This window comes from Microbacterium sp. CH1, assembly GCF_001595495.1.
Classification (GTDB): domain Bacteria; phylum Actinomycetota; class Actinomycetes; order Actinomycetales; family Microbacteriaceae; genus Microbacterium.
On sequence record NZ_LOSO01000011.1, the window covers coordinates 43,537 to 59,725 of the forward strand.

Here is a 16,189-nt window from a genome sequence, read left to right on the forward strand (position 1 = left end):
CCGTGATAGCGGGCGATGCCGCGGGCGCGCAGGATCGCGAGGCCGGGGCGCAGCAGCGTCACGCCCGGGGCGTGCTTCTCGATGAGCTGCAGCACGGGGACGAAGGCGCGTTCGTCCTTCTCGGCGTCGTGGGGGAGGACCTGCAAGGAGGAGAGGAGGCCCTGGGCGACGCGGCGGCGCTGGCCGATGCGGACGCCGTGTGCGCGGGCCGATGCGGTGCAGGCGACGACCGTGTTCGCCTGCACCAGGGCCGTCGGCGGGTGCGGGCCTCCGCCCAGCACCGCTCGCAGCGGCCAATCGGGGAACCAGAGCACGAGGACGCGGAGCGGGGCGTTCATCCTGCCTCCGCCCAGAAGAGGAGGTCGGACGACCCGGCCACAGCATCGTCTGTCGCCACGGCGCTGCCCGTCGCAGAGGGAACGAGCGGTGGCAGAGCGGTCAGCTCCGCGGCCGCGGTCTCCACGGCTCCGTGTCCGCCGGGTAGTCGGACGCGCACGCTCGAGGCGCGAGGGCTGTGCCTGGTCCGCGCCGTGACCGTCACCGTGCAGTCCGAGAGCAGCCCCCACCCCTCGCCGAGCCCATGCCAGTTCGGGTCGTGGAGCCGGATGGTCCCCTCGCTCTGCGCCCAGCGCCCCGCTCCCGGTTCCTCCGCCACGAGCAGCGTGGACCCGCGGTCGCGCAGACGGGCACTGAGCCGGGACACATCGGCGTCGCGTGCCCTCGTCGTGGGCTGCACGACGATCAGGGGCACCACCTCGGCCAGTGCGGATGCGACGGCGAGCCAGCGGTCCCCCGGGTCGGGGACGAGGATCAGCCGGCTCAGATCGATGCCGTAGGCGGCGGCGGCCTCGACCCCCAGGGTGGGCATGCCGATCACCGCGCACCAGTGCCCGCGGCCGGAGGAGGCGCTGAGCAGGGCGAGCACGAGGGCGGGCGAGGGGGAGACGGTGTACGAGGTGCCCGTCTGCAGTCCCTCGTCCGGCAGCAGCGCGGCGAAGGCGGGATCGAGGGGGAGGAGGGTGTGCTCGCTGCGCCGCCGCTGCATCCGGCTGATCTCGCGGCGCAGTCGCAGGACCTCTCCGGCGCGGGTGTCGCTGGTCGGAGAGAGCGCGGTCATCGCATCGAGCCCGATCCCCATGTGTCTATCCTCGAAGATATGTACGAATAAAGCAAGTGACGCGACTGACGCTAGTTCGTACATCCGACATCGCCCTCCGGGTTGTTCACAGGGCGCTCCGCGCCGTCCCGGATCCCCCTACCCTGCCGGGATGGACATCCGTCTCGCCCTCCTCGGCCTCGTGCACGGCGGCCTCCTCGCGATCGGCATCCTGCTGACCGTGATCGATGCGCGCACGCACCGGCTCCCGAACCGCATCGTGCTGCCGACCCTGTTCCTGCTGCTCCTGGCGGCGGTCGCCGACGCCGTCGTCACCGCCGACGCCGCCGCTCTGGGGCGGGGCCTGCTCGGAGCCCTCGTGCTCGGCGGCTTCTATGCGGCCCTGCGGCTGCTCAGCCGGGCGGGCATGGGCGGAGGCGATGTGAAGCTCGCCCTGGTGATCGGGCTCGTCCTCGCCTGGCACGGCTGGGGGCCCTTCCTCCTCGGCGCGGTGTCCGCCTTCGTGCTCGGAGCGGTCTACGCGCTCGTGCTCCTCGCCGCGGGCCGGGCCGATCGGAGGACCCGCATCGCCTTCGGGCCGTGGATGATCGCGGGGGCCGTCCTCGGCGTCCTCGGCGGCTGACCGCGCAGGTCGCCCCGAATGGGGGAGGGCGGCGCTACCCTGGGCACATGGCACTCGCGCGACTTCACGGTGGCCCGCTGGACGGGCAGATCATCCCCCTCGACGACGATGCGGACGACAAGCTGATCGTCCCCTACAGCGAGACGCAGGTGGTCTACAACCGCCGCGGCGAGCCGCAGAACACGGGCGAGGGCGACGGCCCCACCGAGATCGACTACTGGTTCGAGGAAGCCCTCGAAGACCTCACGCTCGAGGATGACTGAGCCCTCTCGCACCGTCGAGGTCGAGCGCAAGTACGACGTCGACGACGGGACGCCCCTGCCCGACTGGACGGCGATCCCCGGCGTCGATGCGGTCTCGCCCGGTGAGCATCGCGCTCTCGACGCCCGCTACCTGGACACCGCGGACGGAACGCTGGCCCGTGCCGGCGTCGCGGTGCGCCGTCGTTCCGGGGGACCGGACGAAGGCTGGCACATCAAGGGCCCGCGACAGGGCGACGGCCGGGTCGAGCAGGGCTGGCCCCTCGGCGGCGAGGAGGTCCCGACGGCGGTGCGCGCAGCGATCGCCGCCTGGACCACTGCGCCGCTGGAGCCTCTCGCACGCATCGAGAACGACCGAACGGCCTACCTCCTCACCGGACCGGACGGCGTCGTGGCGGAGTTCGTGGACGACCACGTGCGCGCGACCGACCTGCGCAGCGGGACTCGCCGAGCCTGGCGGGAGTGGGAGGTCGAGCTCGGCCCCGCAGGCCCCTCCGACGACGCCGGTCGTGCGACGTTCTTCGCGGCGATCGAGCGTGCGGTGCACGCCGCCGGCGGCCGTGAGGCGGGCTCCGATTCGAAGCTCGCCCGGGCTCTCGGCTTCTAGGCCGCCGACTCCTCGGATGCAACCCCTTTCCGCGTGCGGTTGCAGGGTGGTTGAGTGACCACATGAGTCGACCGCCCGTGCTCCGATCGCTGCAGACGATCGTCCCCGAGACCGTCCTCGTGCAGGAGCAGGTGCGCGACGTCTTCGCCGCCCAGCCCGGCCTGGGACGGCTGGCGCAGCGCATCGTGGCGACGTCGTTCAACGTCTCCGGCATCGACACGCGGCACACCGTGATCGCGGAGCTGGCCGACGACGCCTCCCCGGACGACCCGTTGTTCTACGATCGCGTCTCCGGGCAGCTGCTGGCGCCGGGTACGAGGGCACGCAACGACGTCTACACGCGCGAGGCCTCCCGTCTCTTCGTCGAGGTCGCGCGCCGCGCCCTCGAGGCGGACCCTGACCTGAGCCCGGCGGACGTGACGCACGTCATCACGGTCTCCTGCACGGGCTTCCACGCCCCGGGCCCCGAGTACGAGATCGTGCGCGGGCTCGGCCTGTCCGACGCCGTCCAGCGCTATCACCTCGGCTTCATGGGGTGCTACGCCTCGATGCCGGCTCTCCGCGCCGCCGCACAGTTCTGCGCGGCCGATGAGAACGCGGTCGTCCTCGTCGTCAGCGTCGAACTGTGCACGCTGCACCTGCGCTCCTCCGAGGATCCGGACACCATCGTGGCCTCCTCCCTGTTCGCCGACGGGGCGGCCGCGGGGATCGTGACGGCCCGGGAGCTGCCCACGGCCGTCCTCGCGCTCCGGCTCGACGGCTTCCACACGGCGATCGTGCCGGAGGGGGTGGACGACATGGCCTGGACGATCGGCGACTCCGGCTTCGAGATGATCCTCTCCACCGCCGTCCCGCAGATCATCGGGGAGTCGATCATCGGAGCGCTCGCGCCGCTCTACGGGCGGGAGGACGGCCTGGCGGAGGCTTTCGCCGCCGGGCGGGTGGGCGACCGGGTGCGCCACTGGGCGATCCACCCCGGCGGACGGAGCATCCTCGATCGCGTGCAGGAGCGGATGGCGCTGAGTGACGGGCAGTTGCGACCGGCGCGGGAGACGCTCCGGGAGTACGGGAACATGTCGAGTGCGACCGTGCTGTTCGTGCTGAAGCGCATCCTCGAGCAGGAGGATGCGGAGCCCGGGGACCGCGTGGCAGCGATGGCCTTCGGCCCGGGGCTCACCGCCGAGAGCGCGCTGCTGACCGTCGTCGCGCCCGCGCCGTGAGCGTGGATCTGTCGGCGCGCGCCGTCGACCTCGTCGAGCTCATGGACGACCCCGCCGCCGACGACGAGGCGCTCGGTCGCACGTACCGGCGCTTCAGCGCCGTCAACGCGGTCGTCTCGCGCCCCGGGCGGCTGTATCGGCGGGACATCCGCCCGCGGGCGGTCGCCGGGCGTCCGCTGCGCATCCTCGACATCGGCGCCGGTGGGGGAGACCTGTGTCGCGACCTCGTCCGGAGACTGCGACGCGACGGCCTCCGTGCCGACATCACCGCTCTGGACGCCGACGAGCGTGCGATCCGCTGGGCGTCGGCGCACGACGACGGCGCAGGCATCCACTATCGCCATGCGCTCTCCGGCGACCTCGTGGCGGCGGGCGACACCTATGACGTCGTGCTCTCCAACCACGTCCTCCACCACCTCGACGCCGCAGCACTGCACGCGGTGCTCGACGACTCCCGTGCGCTGGTGGGTGACCGCGGACTCATCTCCCACCACGACATCGCCCGCAGCCGCCTGGCCTACGGGGCGTTCGCGGCAGGAACCTGGCCGTTCGCGCGGAACCTCCTCGCCGGGTCCTTCATCCGGGTCGACGGTCTCCTGAGTATCCGCCGCTCGTACACTCCGCAGGAGCTCGCGGCCGTCGCCCCGCCGGGCTGGGAGGTGCGCTCGCACCTGCCCGCTCGTCTGGAGCTGCGCTGGGAGGGTACGGATGGTCGACCATGACGTCCTCGTGGTCGGGGGCGGTCCGGTCGGGCTGCTGCTCGCCTGTCTCGTCGCGCAGGACGGTCGTCGGGTGCGCGTATGCGAGCGTCGCGCCGAGCCGGGCCTGCAGACGCGCGCGATCGGGATCCATCGTCCGGGGCTGGATGCTCTCGATGCCGCGGGAGTGGGCGCCGACGTCCGCTCCGCGGCGCTCCGCCTGTCGAGCGGCGAGGTCCGCAGCCGCGGGCGACGGCTCGCCGCCCTGACTTTCCCTCCCGAGCGTCCGATCCTCACGCTGGCGCAGCCCCGGACCGAGGAGCTGCTGCGCGACCGTCTGCGGACGCTGCGACCCGATGCGCTGCAGTTCGGCTCCGTCGTCCGGTCCGTCCGTGACGACGGTCCGTTCGTCCGGGTCGGGATCGACGGCGCGCATGGGCGCGCCGAGGAGACGGCGTCGGTCGTGGTGGTCGCCGACGGCGTGCGGAGTGCTCTGCGGGCGGCGTTCGGCGCCGGGTGGGGCCGGCGGTCGGGGAGTGCCGGCTACGCGATGCTCGACGTCGACGATCCGCAGGCCGACGATCGCGCCGTGCTGTACTTCGAGCCGGACGGCCTCGTCGAGTCCTTCCCCTTGCCGGATGGACGGCGCCGCTGGGTGGTGCGCGAAGACGACGGCCGGGCGGTGGCGTCCGCCGCCGAGCTGGCGGACATCGTCGGGCGCCGGACGGGGCGCCGCCTCGACGTGGACCCCGCGGCGGCGGTGTCGTCGTTCCGCGCCGCTCAGCACGCGGCACGGCGGCTGCACCGCGGACGGATCGTCCTGCTCGGGGACGCCGCGCACGAGGTGAGTCCCATCGGCGGTCAGGGCATGAACCTCGGCTGGGCGGATGCGCTCCGCCTGCGGGACGCGTTGCGCCGCACCGACCCGGACGCCGTCCCCGTTCTGGACGGCTTCGCCCGGGAGGTGCGGCGGACCACGCGGAAGGCGCATCGTCGTTCCGCGTTCTTCATGGCGATGGGTGCTCCGGCGATCGCGCCGGTCGTCGCCGCGCGGGAGGGGCTGGTGCGTACGCTCGGTTCCTCCGCGCTGCGCCCGTGGACGACCGGTCTCATCACGATGCGCGGCCTCTGACGCGAAAAGGCCCGGTCCGCGATGCGCGGACCGGGCCTTCTCGAGGCGTCGGATCAGAAGTTGATCATGTGGCCGGCGAGGCCGTGGAAGCCCTCCTGCAGTGCCTCCGACAGCGTCGGGTGCGTGTGCACGTTGCGGGCCAGCTCGAGAGCCGTGAGGTCCCACTTCTGCGCGAGGGTGAGCTCGGGCAGCAGCTCCGACACGTCGGGGCCGATCATGTGCGCGCCGATGAGCTCCAGGTGCTCGGCGTCGGCGATGAGCTTGACGAAGCCGACCGGCTCGCCGAGGCCGTGGGCCTTGCCGTTGGCCATGAACGGGAAGGTCGCGACCTTGATCTCGCGCCCCTCGTCCTTGGCCTGCTGCTCGGTGAGTCCGAACGAGGCCACCTGCGGCGAGCAGAACGTCGCCCGCGGCATCATGCGGTAGTCGCCCAGCGTCATGGTCTCGGCGCCGCCGATGGTCTCGGCCGCGACGACGCCCTGCGCCTCGGCGACGTGCGCGAGCTGCAGCTTGGCGGTGACGTCGCCGATGGCGTAGATGCCCTCGACGTTCGTGCGCATGTGGTCGTCGATGTCGATCGCGCCGCGCTCCGTGAGCTTCACACCCGTCTTGTCGAGTCCGAAGCCCTCGACGTTCGGGGCGAACCCGACCGACATGAGCACCTTGTCGGCCTCGATCGACGCCTGCTGGCCGTCCTTGCCCGTGTACGAGACGGTCACGGAGGAGCCGTTGTCGACGACCGACTCGACCTTGGTGGAGGTGAGGATGTCGACGCCGTAGTTCTTGTACTGCTTGGTGATCTCCTTCGACACGTCGGCGTCCTCGTTGGGGAGGGCGCGGTCGAGGAACTCGATGATCGTGACCTTCACGCCGTAGTTCGTCATCACATAGGCGAACTCCATGCCGATGGCGCCGGCGCCGACGATCACGATGGACTTCGGCAGCTCACGGGAGAGGATCTGCTCCTCGTAGGTCACGACGTTGTCGCTGAGCTGCACGCCGGGCAGCAGGCGCACCTTGGAGCCGGTCGCGATGATCACGTTGTCGAACGTGACCTCCTCGGTGGAGCCGTCCGCCTTCGCGACGGAGATGGCCTTGGGGCCGGTGAAGGTGCCGCGGCCGTCGTACTCGGTCACCTTGTTCTTCTTCATGAGGAAGTGGATACCCTTGACCCGGCCGTCCGCGACGACGCGGCTGCGGTCGAACGCCTTGCCGTAGTCGATCGTGAACTCTCCGGAGATCCCGAAGAAGTCGGCCTTGTGGTTCAGGGTGTGCGCGATCTCCGCGTTCTTCAGGAGCGCCTTGGAAGGGATGCAGCCGACGTTGAGGCAGACACCACCCCAGTACTTCTCCTCGATGATCGCGGTGGACAGGCCGAGCTGTGCGCTGCGAACCGCAGCGACGTATCCGCCAGGACCTGCACCAAGGATGACGACGTCGTAATGTGGCATGCCTTAAGCCTATCGCTCCGAGGGGGCGTCGGAATCGGTCGGAGCGGGGCGCCGACGACCGCGCAGGGTGAGCCAGATGACGAGGGCGAGCACCGCGAGCGCGCCGAGGATCACGAGCACCCAGATCCACGCCGGAGCGGCTCCGGCGTCTTCTCCGGCGTCCGGCGCCGTCGTCGCGGTCGCCTCGGGGGTGGCGGTCTGCTCCGCCGTCGGTGCCGCCGTCGGGGGAGCGGTGGTGGGCTCGTCCGTCGCGGCGCCCTCGTCGCCGACGGTGACGGTGAAGGAGAACTCGCCGGACGTGGGGTGGCCGTCGCTCGAGACGACCTTCCACACGACGCGGTACTCGCCGGCGGGCCCCGAGCCGGTCAGGGGCTGGGTCACGATCGCGCCGTCGACCGTCGGGGCGCCGTCGATCACGGACTCGCCGGCCGGATCGGTGACGGTGAGCTCCGTCGCACCCTCCCCGTCGATGAGCTTGGCGCTGAACGTCAGGGTCAGCTCCGCCGGCAGGGTCTCCACGCTGCTGTCCGCCGCGGGCGACGACGACACGAGGGCGTCGTGGGCCGAGGCCGACAGCGGGGAGAAGAGGACGAGGAACGCGGCGAGGAGGGTGGCCGCGAGGGCGATGGGGGCCGCCGTGCGGCGCAGGGCTGTGGTCTTCACGAGTCCAGCCTATGAATCCCCGGTATGGGACCGCTGAGTGCGAAAGCGGCCTCCCGCGCACCCCGTCGGATCGGATAGTCTGGACGACCAGGAGGGCACAGTGACAGACAGCGACAGCCGACCGGCCGGTGAAGCCGCCATCCATCGCTCCGGCGAGCCGAGACACGATGTGACGCAGACGTTCGGACACGATTCCGATCTGTCGTTCGTGCCGTTCGGCGTGGAGTTGACCGATGTCGAGCAGTCGGCCATCGCGGCGCTGCCCTCGGGCTCCGCCCTGCTGCTCGTCCGCTCCGGCGCCCTCGCCGGCGCCCGATACCTCCTCGACACCGACGTCACCACCGTCGGTCGTCACCCGGAGGCCGGCATCTTCTTCGACGACGTCACGGTGTCCCGTCGTCACGCGGAGATCACCCGCACCGGGACGACGTTCGAGATCATCGACCAGCGCTCCCTCAACGGCACCTACGTGAACGGGGAGCGCGTCGATCGAAGCGCCCTCGCGGACGGCTCCGAGCTGCGCGTCGGCAAGTTCCGTCTGAACTTCTTCGCTTCTCCGCTCGACCGCGCGGCGAACGCCTGATGGCGGCGACTCCCGCCCGCGAACGCTCGGCGTCCGCGGGCCTGCTGAGTATCGGTCAGGTGCTCGCCCGCCTCACCCCGGAGTTCCCCGACCTGACCTCCAGCAAGTTGCGGTTCCTCGAGGTGCAGGGCATCGTCCGCCCCTCCCGCACCGAATCCGGCTACCGCAAGTTCTCCGCGTCCGACATCGAGCGGCTGCGCCTGGGCCTCACGCTGCAGCGGGATCACTACCTTCCGCTCAGCGTGATCCGCGAGCAGCTCGATGAGGCGGAGGCGTCCGGCGAGACCGCCGCGCTCGCGCCGCCGCCCTCCATCGCCCCCGCGCCGCGTCGCTACCGCCGCGAGGAGCTGCTCGCCGCGGCGGGCGCGGGACCACAGCTGCTCAACGACGCGATCAGCACGGGTGTCATCACCGCCCAGGAGACGTACCCGGAATCCACCGTCGCGCTGCTCCGCGGGCTCGTCGCCCTCGATCGGCACGGCATCGAGCCTCGGCACCTGCGCTCCCTGCGGCAGGGCGCCGAGCGTGAGGTGTCGCTCATCGAGTCGGCGCTCTCCACGCTGCTGCGTCGCACGGACGCGGCGTCCCGTGCTCGCGCCAACGAATTGGCCCCGGAGCTGGCCACGCGGATCGACGATGTGCGGACGCTCTTCGTGAAGGACGCGCTCACCCGGATCCTTTCGTAACGAACTGATTGCGACACACCTTCGGCGTCGCACGGATGTCGTTGCCGGTGCCGGGACCCTGCTCTACCGTGGAGATAACCGTTCCAGGGAGGATTTCAGATGAATGCGGATGAGCTCGCAGGCGACCCGCGGTTCGTGACCGAACTCCTCTTCACGGACGGTCTGCCCGCGATGGACGACGAGGTCGGCTACCGCGGCGCCGTGGCGGCCCGTGCCGCCGGCATCACCTACCGTCAGCTGGACTACTGGGCCCGCACCGAGCTCGTGGAGCCCACCGTGCGCGGTGCGAATGGCTCCGGATCGCAGCGCCTCTACGGCTTCCGCGACATCCTCGTGCTCAAGCTCGTCAAGAGCCTGCTCGACACCGGCATCTCCCTGCAGCAGATCCGCACCGCGGTGGACGAGCTCCGCCGTGCGGGTATCCGCGACCTCGCCGGCACGACCCTCATGAGCGACGGCGCCTCGGTCTACCTCTGCACGTCGAACGACGAGGTGATCGATCTCGTCAGCCGCGGCCAGGGCGTGTTCGGCATCGCGGTGGGCAAGGTCCTCCGCGAGGTGGAGTCGACGCTCGTCGCGTTCGATCCGACCGCACCGGACCCCGTCGACGAGCTGTCGGCCCGTCGCGCCAAGCGCACCGCCTGACGCGTCCCCTCCCGCTTCACGAAGAACGGCCACCCTCGAAGAGGATGGCCGTTTCGTCGTTCCGCGGGATCAGCTCTGTGGTCCGTTCTCCGGCACCGGGACGCGGCCCGTCCGGATGATGCGGTCGAGGAGCTGGTCGAAGTCGGCGGCGAGCTCCTGTGCGGAGTCGCCGGGCCAGATGTGCAGAGGCTTCGCGGCGCCCTGGGCCTGCTGGAGCGAGGTGCGCTCGGGTAGCTGGGGCGAGAGCACCAGGGGACCGAACATGTCCCGCAGCTCCTTGATGCGGAACTGGTGCTCGATCGACTGCGGACGGACGCGGTTGACCACGATGCCCAGCGGCTGGAGGCGCGGGGAGAGGCCCCGGCGGATCTCCTCGATCGCGCGGAGCGCACGGTCCGCCGCGGCCACGGAGAAGAGGCCGGGCTCGGTGACGACCATGACGCGGTCGCTGGCGGCCCACGCCGTGCGCGTCAGGGCGTTCAGCGACGGGGCGCAGTCGATGAGCACGAGGTCGTAGTCGGCCTCAACTGCCGCGAGGGCCTCCTCGAGCTTCCACACGTCCCGGACGCTCGGGTGCGGGCCGTCGAAGTTGATGGCGGACGGACTGCCGATCAGCACGTCGATCGTGCCGGGGTGGACCTTGGCCCAGCCGCTGGAGGTGATCGCCTGACGGACGGTCTTCTCCTTCGGGTTCGCCAGCACATCGGCGATGTTGAGTCGTCCCGCGACCTGGATGTCCATCCCGGTGGAGACGTCGGACTGCGGGTCGAGGTCGACGACGAGCGTCCGGACACCCCGGGCGAAAGCCGCGGAGGCCAGCCCGAGTGTCACGGTCGTCTTGCCGACGCCTCCCTTGAGAGAGCTGACGCTGAGTACGTGCACGGACTCCACGTTACCTTCCCCTAGGCTGGGGGAACACTCAGCCCCGCCCCATGTGCGTGCTTCGGCCGTGCATCGAGCTCTCAGAGGTGTGCATGTTCCAGAAGATCCTTGTGGCGAATCGTGGCGAGATCGCGATCCGGGCATTCCGAGCGGCCGTGGAGGTGGGGGCGCGCACCGTCGCCGTCTTCCCGCACGAGGACCGCGGCTCGGTCCACAGGCTCAAGGCCGACGAGGCGTACGAGATCGGCGAGCGCGGCCATCCGGTCCGTGCCTACCTCGACGTCGACGAGATCATCCGCGTCGCGACCGAGGCCGGCGCCGACGCCATCTACCCCGGCTACGGCTTCCTCTCGGAGAACCCCGAGCTGGCGGAGAAGGCCGCAGCGAACGGCATCGTCTTCATCGGGCCGCCGGCGAAGGTCCTCGAGATGGCCGGCAACAAGGTGGAGGCGAAGCGCCACGCCGTCGAAGCGGGCGTCCCCGTGCTCCGGTCCACCGAGGCCTCGGACGACGTCGACGCCCTGGTCGCCCAGGCGGAGGAGATCGGGTTCCCCCTCTTCGCCAAGGCGGTGGCCGGGGGAGGCGGTCGTGGCATGCGGCGCGTCGAGACGATGGGCGATCTCGGCCCTGCCCTCGCCGAGGCCATGCGGGAGGCCGGCAGCGCCTTCGGCGACCCCCGCATGTTCCTCGAGCAGGCCGTCGTGCGGCCCCGGCACATCGAGGTGCAGATCCTCGCGGACAAGACCGGTCAGACGGTGCACCTGTTCGAGCGGGACTGCTCCGTGCAGCGGCGGCATCAGAAGGTCGTCGAGATCGCTCCCGCCCCCAACCTCGACGACGACGTGCGCCAGGCCCTGCACGGCTACGCCGTCGCGTTCGCGCGCTCGATCGGCTACGAGAACGCGGGCACCGTCGAGTTCCTCCTGGAGACGGCGGGGGAGCGCGCCGGCGAGGTCGTGTTCATCGAGATGAACCCGCGTATCCAGGTCGAGCACACGGTGACCGAGGAAGTCACCGACGTCGACCTCGTGCAGAGCCAGATGCGCATCGCCGCGGGGCAGACCCTCGCCGAGTTGGGACTGCAGCAGGAGAATCTGCACCTGCGGGGTGCCGCACTGCAGTGCCGCATCACCACGGAGGACCCGACGCAGGGCTTCCGCCCCGACACCGGGAAGATCACGACCTACCGCTCGCCCGGCGGCGCGGGGATCCGCCTGGACGGCGGCACCGTGCACCAGGGCGCTCAGATCAGCCCGCACTTCGACTCGATGCTGGCGAAGCTCACGTGCCGCGGACGCGACTTCCCGGCCGCCGTCGCCCGCGCGCGCCGTGCCCTCGCCGAGTTCCGCATCCGCGGCGTCTCCACGAACATCCCCTTCCTCCAGGCGCTGCTCGACGACGAGGCGTTCATCCGGGGCGACGTCAGCACGTCCTTCATCGACGAGCGTCCGGAGCTGCTCCGCGGACGCGAGTCGAAGGACCGCGGGACGAAGATCCTCAACTGGCTCGTCGACGTGACGGTGAACAAGCCGCACGGTGCGCATCCCGGCGTCATCGACCCCGCGACCAAGCTGCCGCCGATCGACCTGGCCGCCGAACCCGCGCCCGGCTCCCGGCAGCGGCTGCTCGAGGTCGGCCCGGAGGAGTTCGCGCACGGTCTGCGTGCGCAGAGCGCGCTCGCGATCACGGACACGACGTTCCGCGACGCGCACCAGTCGCTGCTCGCGACCCGCGTCCGCACGAAGGACCTCGTCGCCGCCGCTCCGTACCTCGCCCGGCTGACACCGGAGCTGCTGTCGGTCGAGGCCTGGGGCGGCGCCACCTACGACGTGGCGCTCCGCTTCCTCGGCGAGGACCCCTGGGAGCGGCTCGACAAGCTGCGCGCGGCCCTGCCGAACGTCGCGATCCAGATGCTGCTGCGCGGCCGGAACACGGTCGGTTACACGCCGTACCCGACGGCGGTGACCGAGGCCTTCGTGGCGGAGGCGGCGGCGAGCGGCGTCGACATCTTCCGCATCTTCGACGCGCTCAACGACGTGGAGCAGATGCGCCCGGCGATCGAGGCGGTCCGCGCCACGGGGACGGCCGTCGCGGAGGTCGCGCTCTGCTACACCGGCGATCTGCTGGATCCGGCGGAGGAGCTCTACACCCTCGACTACTACCTGGGGCTCGCGGATCAGATCGTCGCCGCGGGTGCGCACATCCTCGCGATCAAGGACATGGCGGGACTGCTCCGTCCCGCCGCCGCCGCGAAGCTCGTCTCGGCGCTCCGGGAGCGCTTCGACCTGCCCGTGCACCTGCACACCCACGACACTCCGGGCGGACAGCTCGCCACCCTCCTCGCGGCCAGCGCCGCCGGCGTCGATGCGGTGGACGCCGCGTCGGCCCCGCTGTCCGGCACGACCAGTCAGCCGTCGCTGTCGTCGCTCGTGGCCGCCCTCGCCCACACGGAGCGGGACAGTGGGATCTCCCTCGCCGCGGTCTCCGACCTGGAACCGTACTGGGAGGCGGTGCGTCGCCAGTACGCGCCGTTCGAGTCCGGGCTGCCGGGGCCCACGGGGCGCGTGTACCACCACGAGATCCCCGGCGGACAGCTGTCGAACCTCCGGCAGCAGGCGAAGGCTCTCGGCCTCGCGGACGACTTCGAGCTCATCGAGGACATGTACGCCGCCGCGGACCGCATCCTCGGACGCGTGCCGAAGGTCACCCCGTCGTCGAAGGTCGTGGGCGACCTCGCCCTGCACCTCGCCGCGGTGAAGGCCGACCCCGCAGACTTCGAGGCGAACCCCGAGAAGTACGACGTGCCGGACTCCGTGGTCGGGTTCATGGCCGGAGAACTCGGCGACCTCCCCGGTGGCTGGCCGGAGCCCTTCCGCTCCAAGGTACTCGCGGGGCGTTCCGTGCGCACGGGGCTCACGGCGCTGACGGAGCAGGACGAGGCGGAGCTGGCCGGGACGAGCGCGCAGCGCCGTTCTCGCCTGAACACGCTGCTCTTCCCCGCCCCCACGGCGGAGTTCGCGGAGCGGCGCGAGCAGTACGGCGATCTGTCCGTGCTCGACACGAGCGACTACCTCTACGGGCTGGTCCCCGGCCAGGAGCACCTCATCGAGATCGACCGAGGGGTACAGCTCTACGTCGGTCTCGAAGCCATCGGCGAGGCGGACGACAAGGGCATGCGCACCGTCATGACGACTCTGAACGGTCAACTCCGGCCCGTGTTCGTGCGCGATCGCTCGATCGCTGTCGACGCGCACGAGGTGGAGAAGGCCGACACGTCGGTGCCCGGCCAGGTGGCCGCGCCGTTCTCCGGCGTGGTCACGCTCAAGGCCGAGGTGGGGGCGACCGTGCGGGCGGGTGAGCCGGTCGCGTCGATCGAGGCGATGAAGATGGAGGCCGCCATCACCGCCCCGGTGGACGGGGTCGTGGAGCGGCATGCCATCGCCGAGACGCAGCAGGTGGACGCGGGTGATCTTTTGGTCGTGATCCGACCGGCGCACTAATCTTGTCCGGGCGAGGCCGCGCACCCTGGGCGCATCCCGAGGCCCGCACAGGTTGGAGTGACACGTGACCGCGAAGAACAACGCCGATCCCGAGGACAGTCCGCTGGGAGTGCTCGACGACGCTGCGTCCGTCGACACCGCCGGCATCGGCATCCTCGGCGGGACCGCGCAGGTGCGGGTGACGCTGCCGGCGGAGGAGGACGACGACCTCGCCGACGACGGCGTGGTGGAAGGAGAGGTCGGGATCGATCTCGTCGTCGACGACCTCACCCTCCCCTCCGCGCCGACGCCCGTCCTCGACCCGCCGCGCATCCACGAGGTGATCGACGCGGTCGTGGTGGAGGAGCCGGTGCCGACCGTGGTTGCCGCGCCGGAGCGGGCCGCTGAAGAGAAGGCGGCCGCCCTCTTCGTCGCGAAGGCCGATGCCGACCGTGCGGAGGTCCCGGCCGCGAAACCGGCGCGGGACCCGCAGGTGCCCGTGCAGAAGGAGACCACGATGCCCGAAGCCGACGACACACCCGCGGCCTCCGCGCCCGCACGTCCGGCGCCGCGGTCGGATGTGACCCTCACCGCGAAGCGTCTGGGGGAGCTGGGGGAGTCCGCTCGCGAGTCCGCGGACCTCCTCACGACCGATCGCCTCCTCGACCCGCACCGGGTGGCCAAGCCCGAACCCGAGGGCGGGTGGAGTCACCTGCTCTACACGTTGTCCGGTCGGCGTTTGAACATCGGCGACGGGCGCCGTGCGCGCGAGCGCAAGGAGCTGACCGCGCGCATCGCGGCCCCGCTCGCCGGCGGCGCCCGCTTCGTGCCGGTGCTCTCCCGCAAGGGCGGGGTGGGCAAGACCACCGTCACGGCGCTCCTGGGCATGGCCCTCGCGGACGCGCGGGAGGACCGTGTCATCGCGGTGGACGCGAACCCCGATCGGGGCACTCTCGCCGACCGGGTGCAGCGCGCCGCGCACGGCAAGTCCGTGCGCGACCTCGTCCGCATCCGGGACGACGTGCGCGGCTACCACGACATCTCCGCGATCGTGGCTCGGGATGCGACACGCCTCGACGTGCTCGCGTCGGACGCCGATCCCCGTGTCGCCGAAGCCTTCAGCGACAGCGACTACCGCGATGTCGCCGACGTGGCCGCGCACTACTACTCGCTCGTCCTCACGGACACCGGGACGGGGATCGTCCATTCAGTGATGTCGGCCACCCTCGACCTCGCCGACCAGATCGTCATCGTCTCCGGCCTCAGCGTCGACGAGGCGCGACTGGCCTCCGAGACGCTCACGTGGCTGGAGACCAACGGGTACGCGCAGCAGGCGCGGGATGCGATCGTGGTGCTCAACCAGTCGACCCCGGGCACGCCGCTCGTCCGCCTCGGAGAGCTGCAGGCGCACTTCGCGTCGCGGGCCCGCAGCGTCGTGCGCGTGCCGTACGACCCGCAGATCGCCGCGGGCGGGACGATCGTCTTCGCGAACCTCCTCCCCGAGACCCGGAAGGCGGCGCGGGAACTCGCCGCGCTCCTCGTCGAGGGCCTCCGGACGAAGGCCGCCTGATGACGGTTCGAGAGATCCGCATCTTCGGCGACCCGGTCCTGCGGACGGTGTGCGCGCCCATCGAGGAGATCGACGACGGCGTGCGCGCCCTGGTCGCCGATCTCCTGGAGACCGTCGAGCTTCCGGGGCGCGCCGGCGTGGCGGCCCCGCAGATCGGCGTCGCGCTGCGCGCCTTCAGCTACAACGTCGACGGCGAGATCGGGTACGTCCTCAACCCCGTGCTGACGGAGGTGCGCGGCGAGCCGGAGCCCACGGGGGAGGGCTGCCTCTCCGTCCCCGGACTCTGGCACGACGCGCAGCGCCACCCCTGGGCCCGGGTCGAGGGGATCGACCTCGACGGGCAGCCGGTCGTGCTCGAGGGTGAGGGGCTGCTCGCGCAGGCGCTCCAGCACGAGACCGACCACCTCGACGGCACGCTCTTCCTCTCCCGGCTCGACCCGGAGACCCGGAAGGTCGCGATGCGCGAGGTCCGCGAGAGCTCCTGGTTCTAGCTGCCGACCCACCCCTTTTCGTACGAACCGGCCCCTTACGCGCGAGCGCAAGGGGCCGGTTCGGTCAGAAGGGGGTGGGTCGA

The 16,189-nt window shown here is 71.3% G+C and carries 17 protein-coding genes; 12 read left to right on the top strand and 5 right to left on the bottom strand.

Annotated elements, in window-relative coordinates; translation table 11 throughout:
• Both AUV07_RS17915 and AUV07_RS03520 read right to left on the bottom strand, forming a co-directional pair.
• On the bottom strand, positions 1-338 hold a 338-nt coding region (locus AUV07_RS17915), incomplete at its 3' end, for a Y-family DNA polymerase (RefSeq protein WP_442922875.1).
• A complete protein-coding gene (locus AUV07_RS03520) occupies positions 335-1,138 on the bottom strand; it encodes a hypothetical protein (RefSeq protein WP_062633941.1) in 804 nt (267 codons plus the stop codon). The genes AUV07_RS03520 and AUV07_RS17915, both read right to left, overlap by 4 nt.
• A 130-nt stretch (positions 1,139-1,268) precedes the next feature.
• On the opposite strand from AUV07_RS03520, the gene AUV07_RS03525 reads away from it, so the two are divergent.
• The 6 genes from AUV07_RS03525 to AUV07_RS03550 all read left to right on the top strand — a co-directional run bounded on the left by AUV07_RS03525 (position 1,269) and on the right by AUV07_RS03550 (position 5,656).
• Complete coding sequence (locus tag AUV07_RS03525; RefSeq protein ID WP_062633943.1) at positions 1,269-1,739, top strand: prepilin peptidase; 471 nt, start codon at positions 1,269-1,271, stop codon at positions 1,737-1,739.
• 47 nt (positions 1,740-1,786) lie between these two features.
• Positions 1,787-2,002, top strand: a complete 216-nt coding sequence (locus tag AUV07_RS03530; RefSeq protein ID WP_025105115.1) for a hypothetical protein — start codon at positions 1,787-1,789, stop codon at positions 2,000-2,002.
• Complete coding sequence (locus AUV07_RS03535; RefSeq protein WP_062633945.1) at positions 1,995-2,606, top strand: CYTH domain-containing protein; 612 nt, start codon at positions 1,995-1,997, stop codon at positions 2,604-2,606. Before AUV07_RS03530 ends, AUV07_RS03535 begins: the two co-directional genes overlap by 8 nt.
• A gap of 62 nt (positions 2,607-2,668) precedes the next feature.
• A complete protein-coding gene (locus tag AUV07_RS03540) occupies positions 2,669-3,826 on the top strand; it encodes a type III polyketide synthase (protein WP_231868189.1) in 1,158 nt (385 codons plus the stop codon).
• The gene (locus AUV07_RS03545) at positions 3,823-4,548 is read left to right on the top strand and encodes a methyltransferase domain-containing protein (protein ID WP_062633949.1); all 726 of its coding nucleotides are present in this window, start codon (positions 3,823-3,825) and stop codon (positions 4,546-4,548) included. Before AUV07_RS03540 ends, AUV07_RS03545 begins: the two co-directional genes overlap by 4 nt.
• The gene (locus AUV07_RS03550; RefSeq protein ID WP_062633951.1) at positions 4,535-5,656 is read left to right on the top strand and encodes an FAD-dependent oxidoreductase; all 1,122 of its coding nucleotides are present in this window, start codon (positions 4,535-4,537) and stop codon (positions 5,654-5,656) included. The genes AUV07_RS03545 and AUV07_RS03550 overlap by 14 nt, the downstream gene beginning before the upstream one ends.
• Before the next feature lie 53 nt (positions 5,657-5,709).
• Here AUV07_RS03550 and lpdA read toward each other — a convergent pair whose 3' ends face one another.
• Complete coding sequence (gene lpdA, locus AUV07_RS03555) at positions 5,710-7,107, bottom strand: dihydrolipoyl dehydrogenase (RefSeq protein WP_025105110.1); 1,398 nt, start codon at positions 7,105-7,107, stop codon at positions 5,710-5,712.
• Positions 7,108-7,116: 9 nt separating this feature from the next.
• Positions 7,117-7,770, bottom strand: a complete 654-nt coding sequence (locus tag AUV07_RS03560) for a copper resistance CopC family protein (protein ID WP_062633953.1) — start codon at positions 7,768-7,770, stop codon at positions 7,117-7,119.
• A gap of 100 nt (positions 7,771-7,870) precedes the next feature.
• Here AUV07_RS03560 and AUV07_RS03565 point away from each other — a divergent pair, with 100 nt between their 5' ends.
• The 3 genes from AUV07_RS03565 (at position 7,871) to AUV07_RS03575 (ending at position 9,684) form a co-directional block, all read left to right on the top strand.
• Positions 7,871-8,353: an FHA domain-containing protein gene (locus tag AUV07_RS03565; RefSeq protein WP_062633955.1), complete on the top strand. Its 483-nt coding sequence runs from the start codon at positions 7,871-7,873 to the stop codon at positions 8,351-8,353.
• A complete protein-coding gene (ftsR, locus tag AUV07_RS03570; RefSeq protein ID WP_062633956.1) occupies positions 8,353-9,039 on the top strand; it encodes a transcriptional regulator FtsR in 687 nt (228 codons plus the stop codon). The genes AUV07_RS03565 and ftsR overlap by 1 nt, the downstream gene beginning before the upstream one ends.
• A 99-nt stretch (positions 9,040-9,138) precedes the next feature.
• The gene (locus AUV07_RS03575; RefSeq protein WP_025105106.1) at positions 9,139-9,684 is read left to right on the top strand and encodes a MerR family transcriptional regulator; all 546 of its coding nucleotides are present in this window, start codon (positions 9,139-9,141) and stop codon (positions 9,682-9,684) included.
• Between the two features lie 69 nt (positions 9,685-9,753).
• Here AUV07_RS03575 and AUV07_RS03580 read toward each other — a convergent pair whose 3' ends face one another.
• Positions 9,754-10,566, bottom strand: a complete 813-nt coding sequence (locus AUV07_RS03580) for a ParA family protein (protein ID WP_025105105.1) — start codon at positions 10,564-10,566, stop codon at positions 9,754-9,756.
• A 92-nt stretch (positions 10,567-10,658) separates the two neighbouring features.
• Here AUV07_RS03580 and AUV07_RS03585 point away from each other — a divergent pair, with 92 nt between their 5' ends.
• The 3 genes from AUV07_RS03585 to def all read left to right on the top strand — a co-directional run bounded on the left by AUV07_RS03585 (position 10,659) and on the right by def (position 16,106).
• On the top strand, positions 10,659-14,066 hold the full coding sequence (locus AUV07_RS03585) for a pyruvate carboxylase (protein WP_062633957.1): 3,408 nt from the start codon (positions 10,659-10,661) through the stop codon (positions 14,064-14,066).
• Positions 14,067-14,130: 64 nt separating this feature from the next.
• Positions 14,131-15,615 carry a MinD/ParA family ATP-binding protein gene (locus tag AUV07_RS03590; protein WP_062633958.1) on the top strand — a complete coding sequence of 495 codons (1,485 nt, stop codon included), beginning with the start codon at positions 14,131-14,133 and terminating at the stop codon, positions 15,613-15,615.
• Entirely contained in the window at positions 15,615-16,106 is a 492-nt protein-coding gene (def, locus tag AUV07_RS03595; protein WP_062633959.1) for a peptide deformylase, read from the top strand. Before AUV07_RS03590 ends, def begins: the two co-directional genes overlap by 1 nt.
• Positions 16,107-16,189: the final 83 nt, after the last annotated feature.

Coding starts and splice junctions, on each gene's coding strand:
- def (WP_062633959.1), top strand. CDS start 15,615: ATGACGGTTCGAGAGATCCGCATCTTCGGCGACCCGGTCCTGCGGACG.
- lpdA (WP_025105110.1), bottom strand. CDS start 7,107: ATGCCACATTACGACGTCGTCATCCTTGGTGCAGGTCCTGGCGGATAC.
- AUV07_RS03525 (WP_062633943.1), top strand. CDS start 1,269: ATGGACATCCGTCTCGCCCTCCTCGGCCTCGTGCACGGCGGCCTCCTC.
- AUV07_RS03585 (WP_062633957.1), top strand. CDS start 10,659: ATGTTCCAGAAGATCCTTGTGGCGAATCGTGGCGAGATCGCGATCCGG.
- AUV07_RS03575 (WP_025105106.1), top strand. CDS start 9,139: ATGAATGCGGATGAGCTCGCAGGCGACCCGCGGTTCGTGACCGAACTC.
- AUV07_RS03540 (WP_231868189.1), top strand. CDS start 2,669: ATGAGTCGACCGCCCGTGCTCCGATCGCTGCAGACGATCGTCCCCGAG.
- AUV07_RS03550 (WP_062633951.1), top strand. CDS start 4,535: ATGGTCGACCATGACGTCCTCGTGGTCGGGGGCGGTCCGGTCGGGCTG.
- AUV07_RS03530 (WP_025105115.1), top strand. CDS start 1,787: ATGGCACTCGCGCGACTTCACGGTGGCCCGCTGGACGGGCAGATCATC.
- AUV07_RS03520 (WP_062633941.1), bottom strand. CDS start 1,138: ATGGGGATCGGGCTCGATGCGATGACCGCGCTCTCTCCGACCAGCGAC.
- ftsR (WP_062633956.1), top strand. CDS start 8,353: ATGGCGGCGACTCCCGCCCGCGAACGCTCGGCGTCCGCGGGCCTGCTG.
- AUV07_RS03535 (WP_062633945.1), top strand. CDS start 1,995: ATGACTGAGCCCTCTCGCACCGTCGAGGTCGAGCGCAAGTACGACGTC.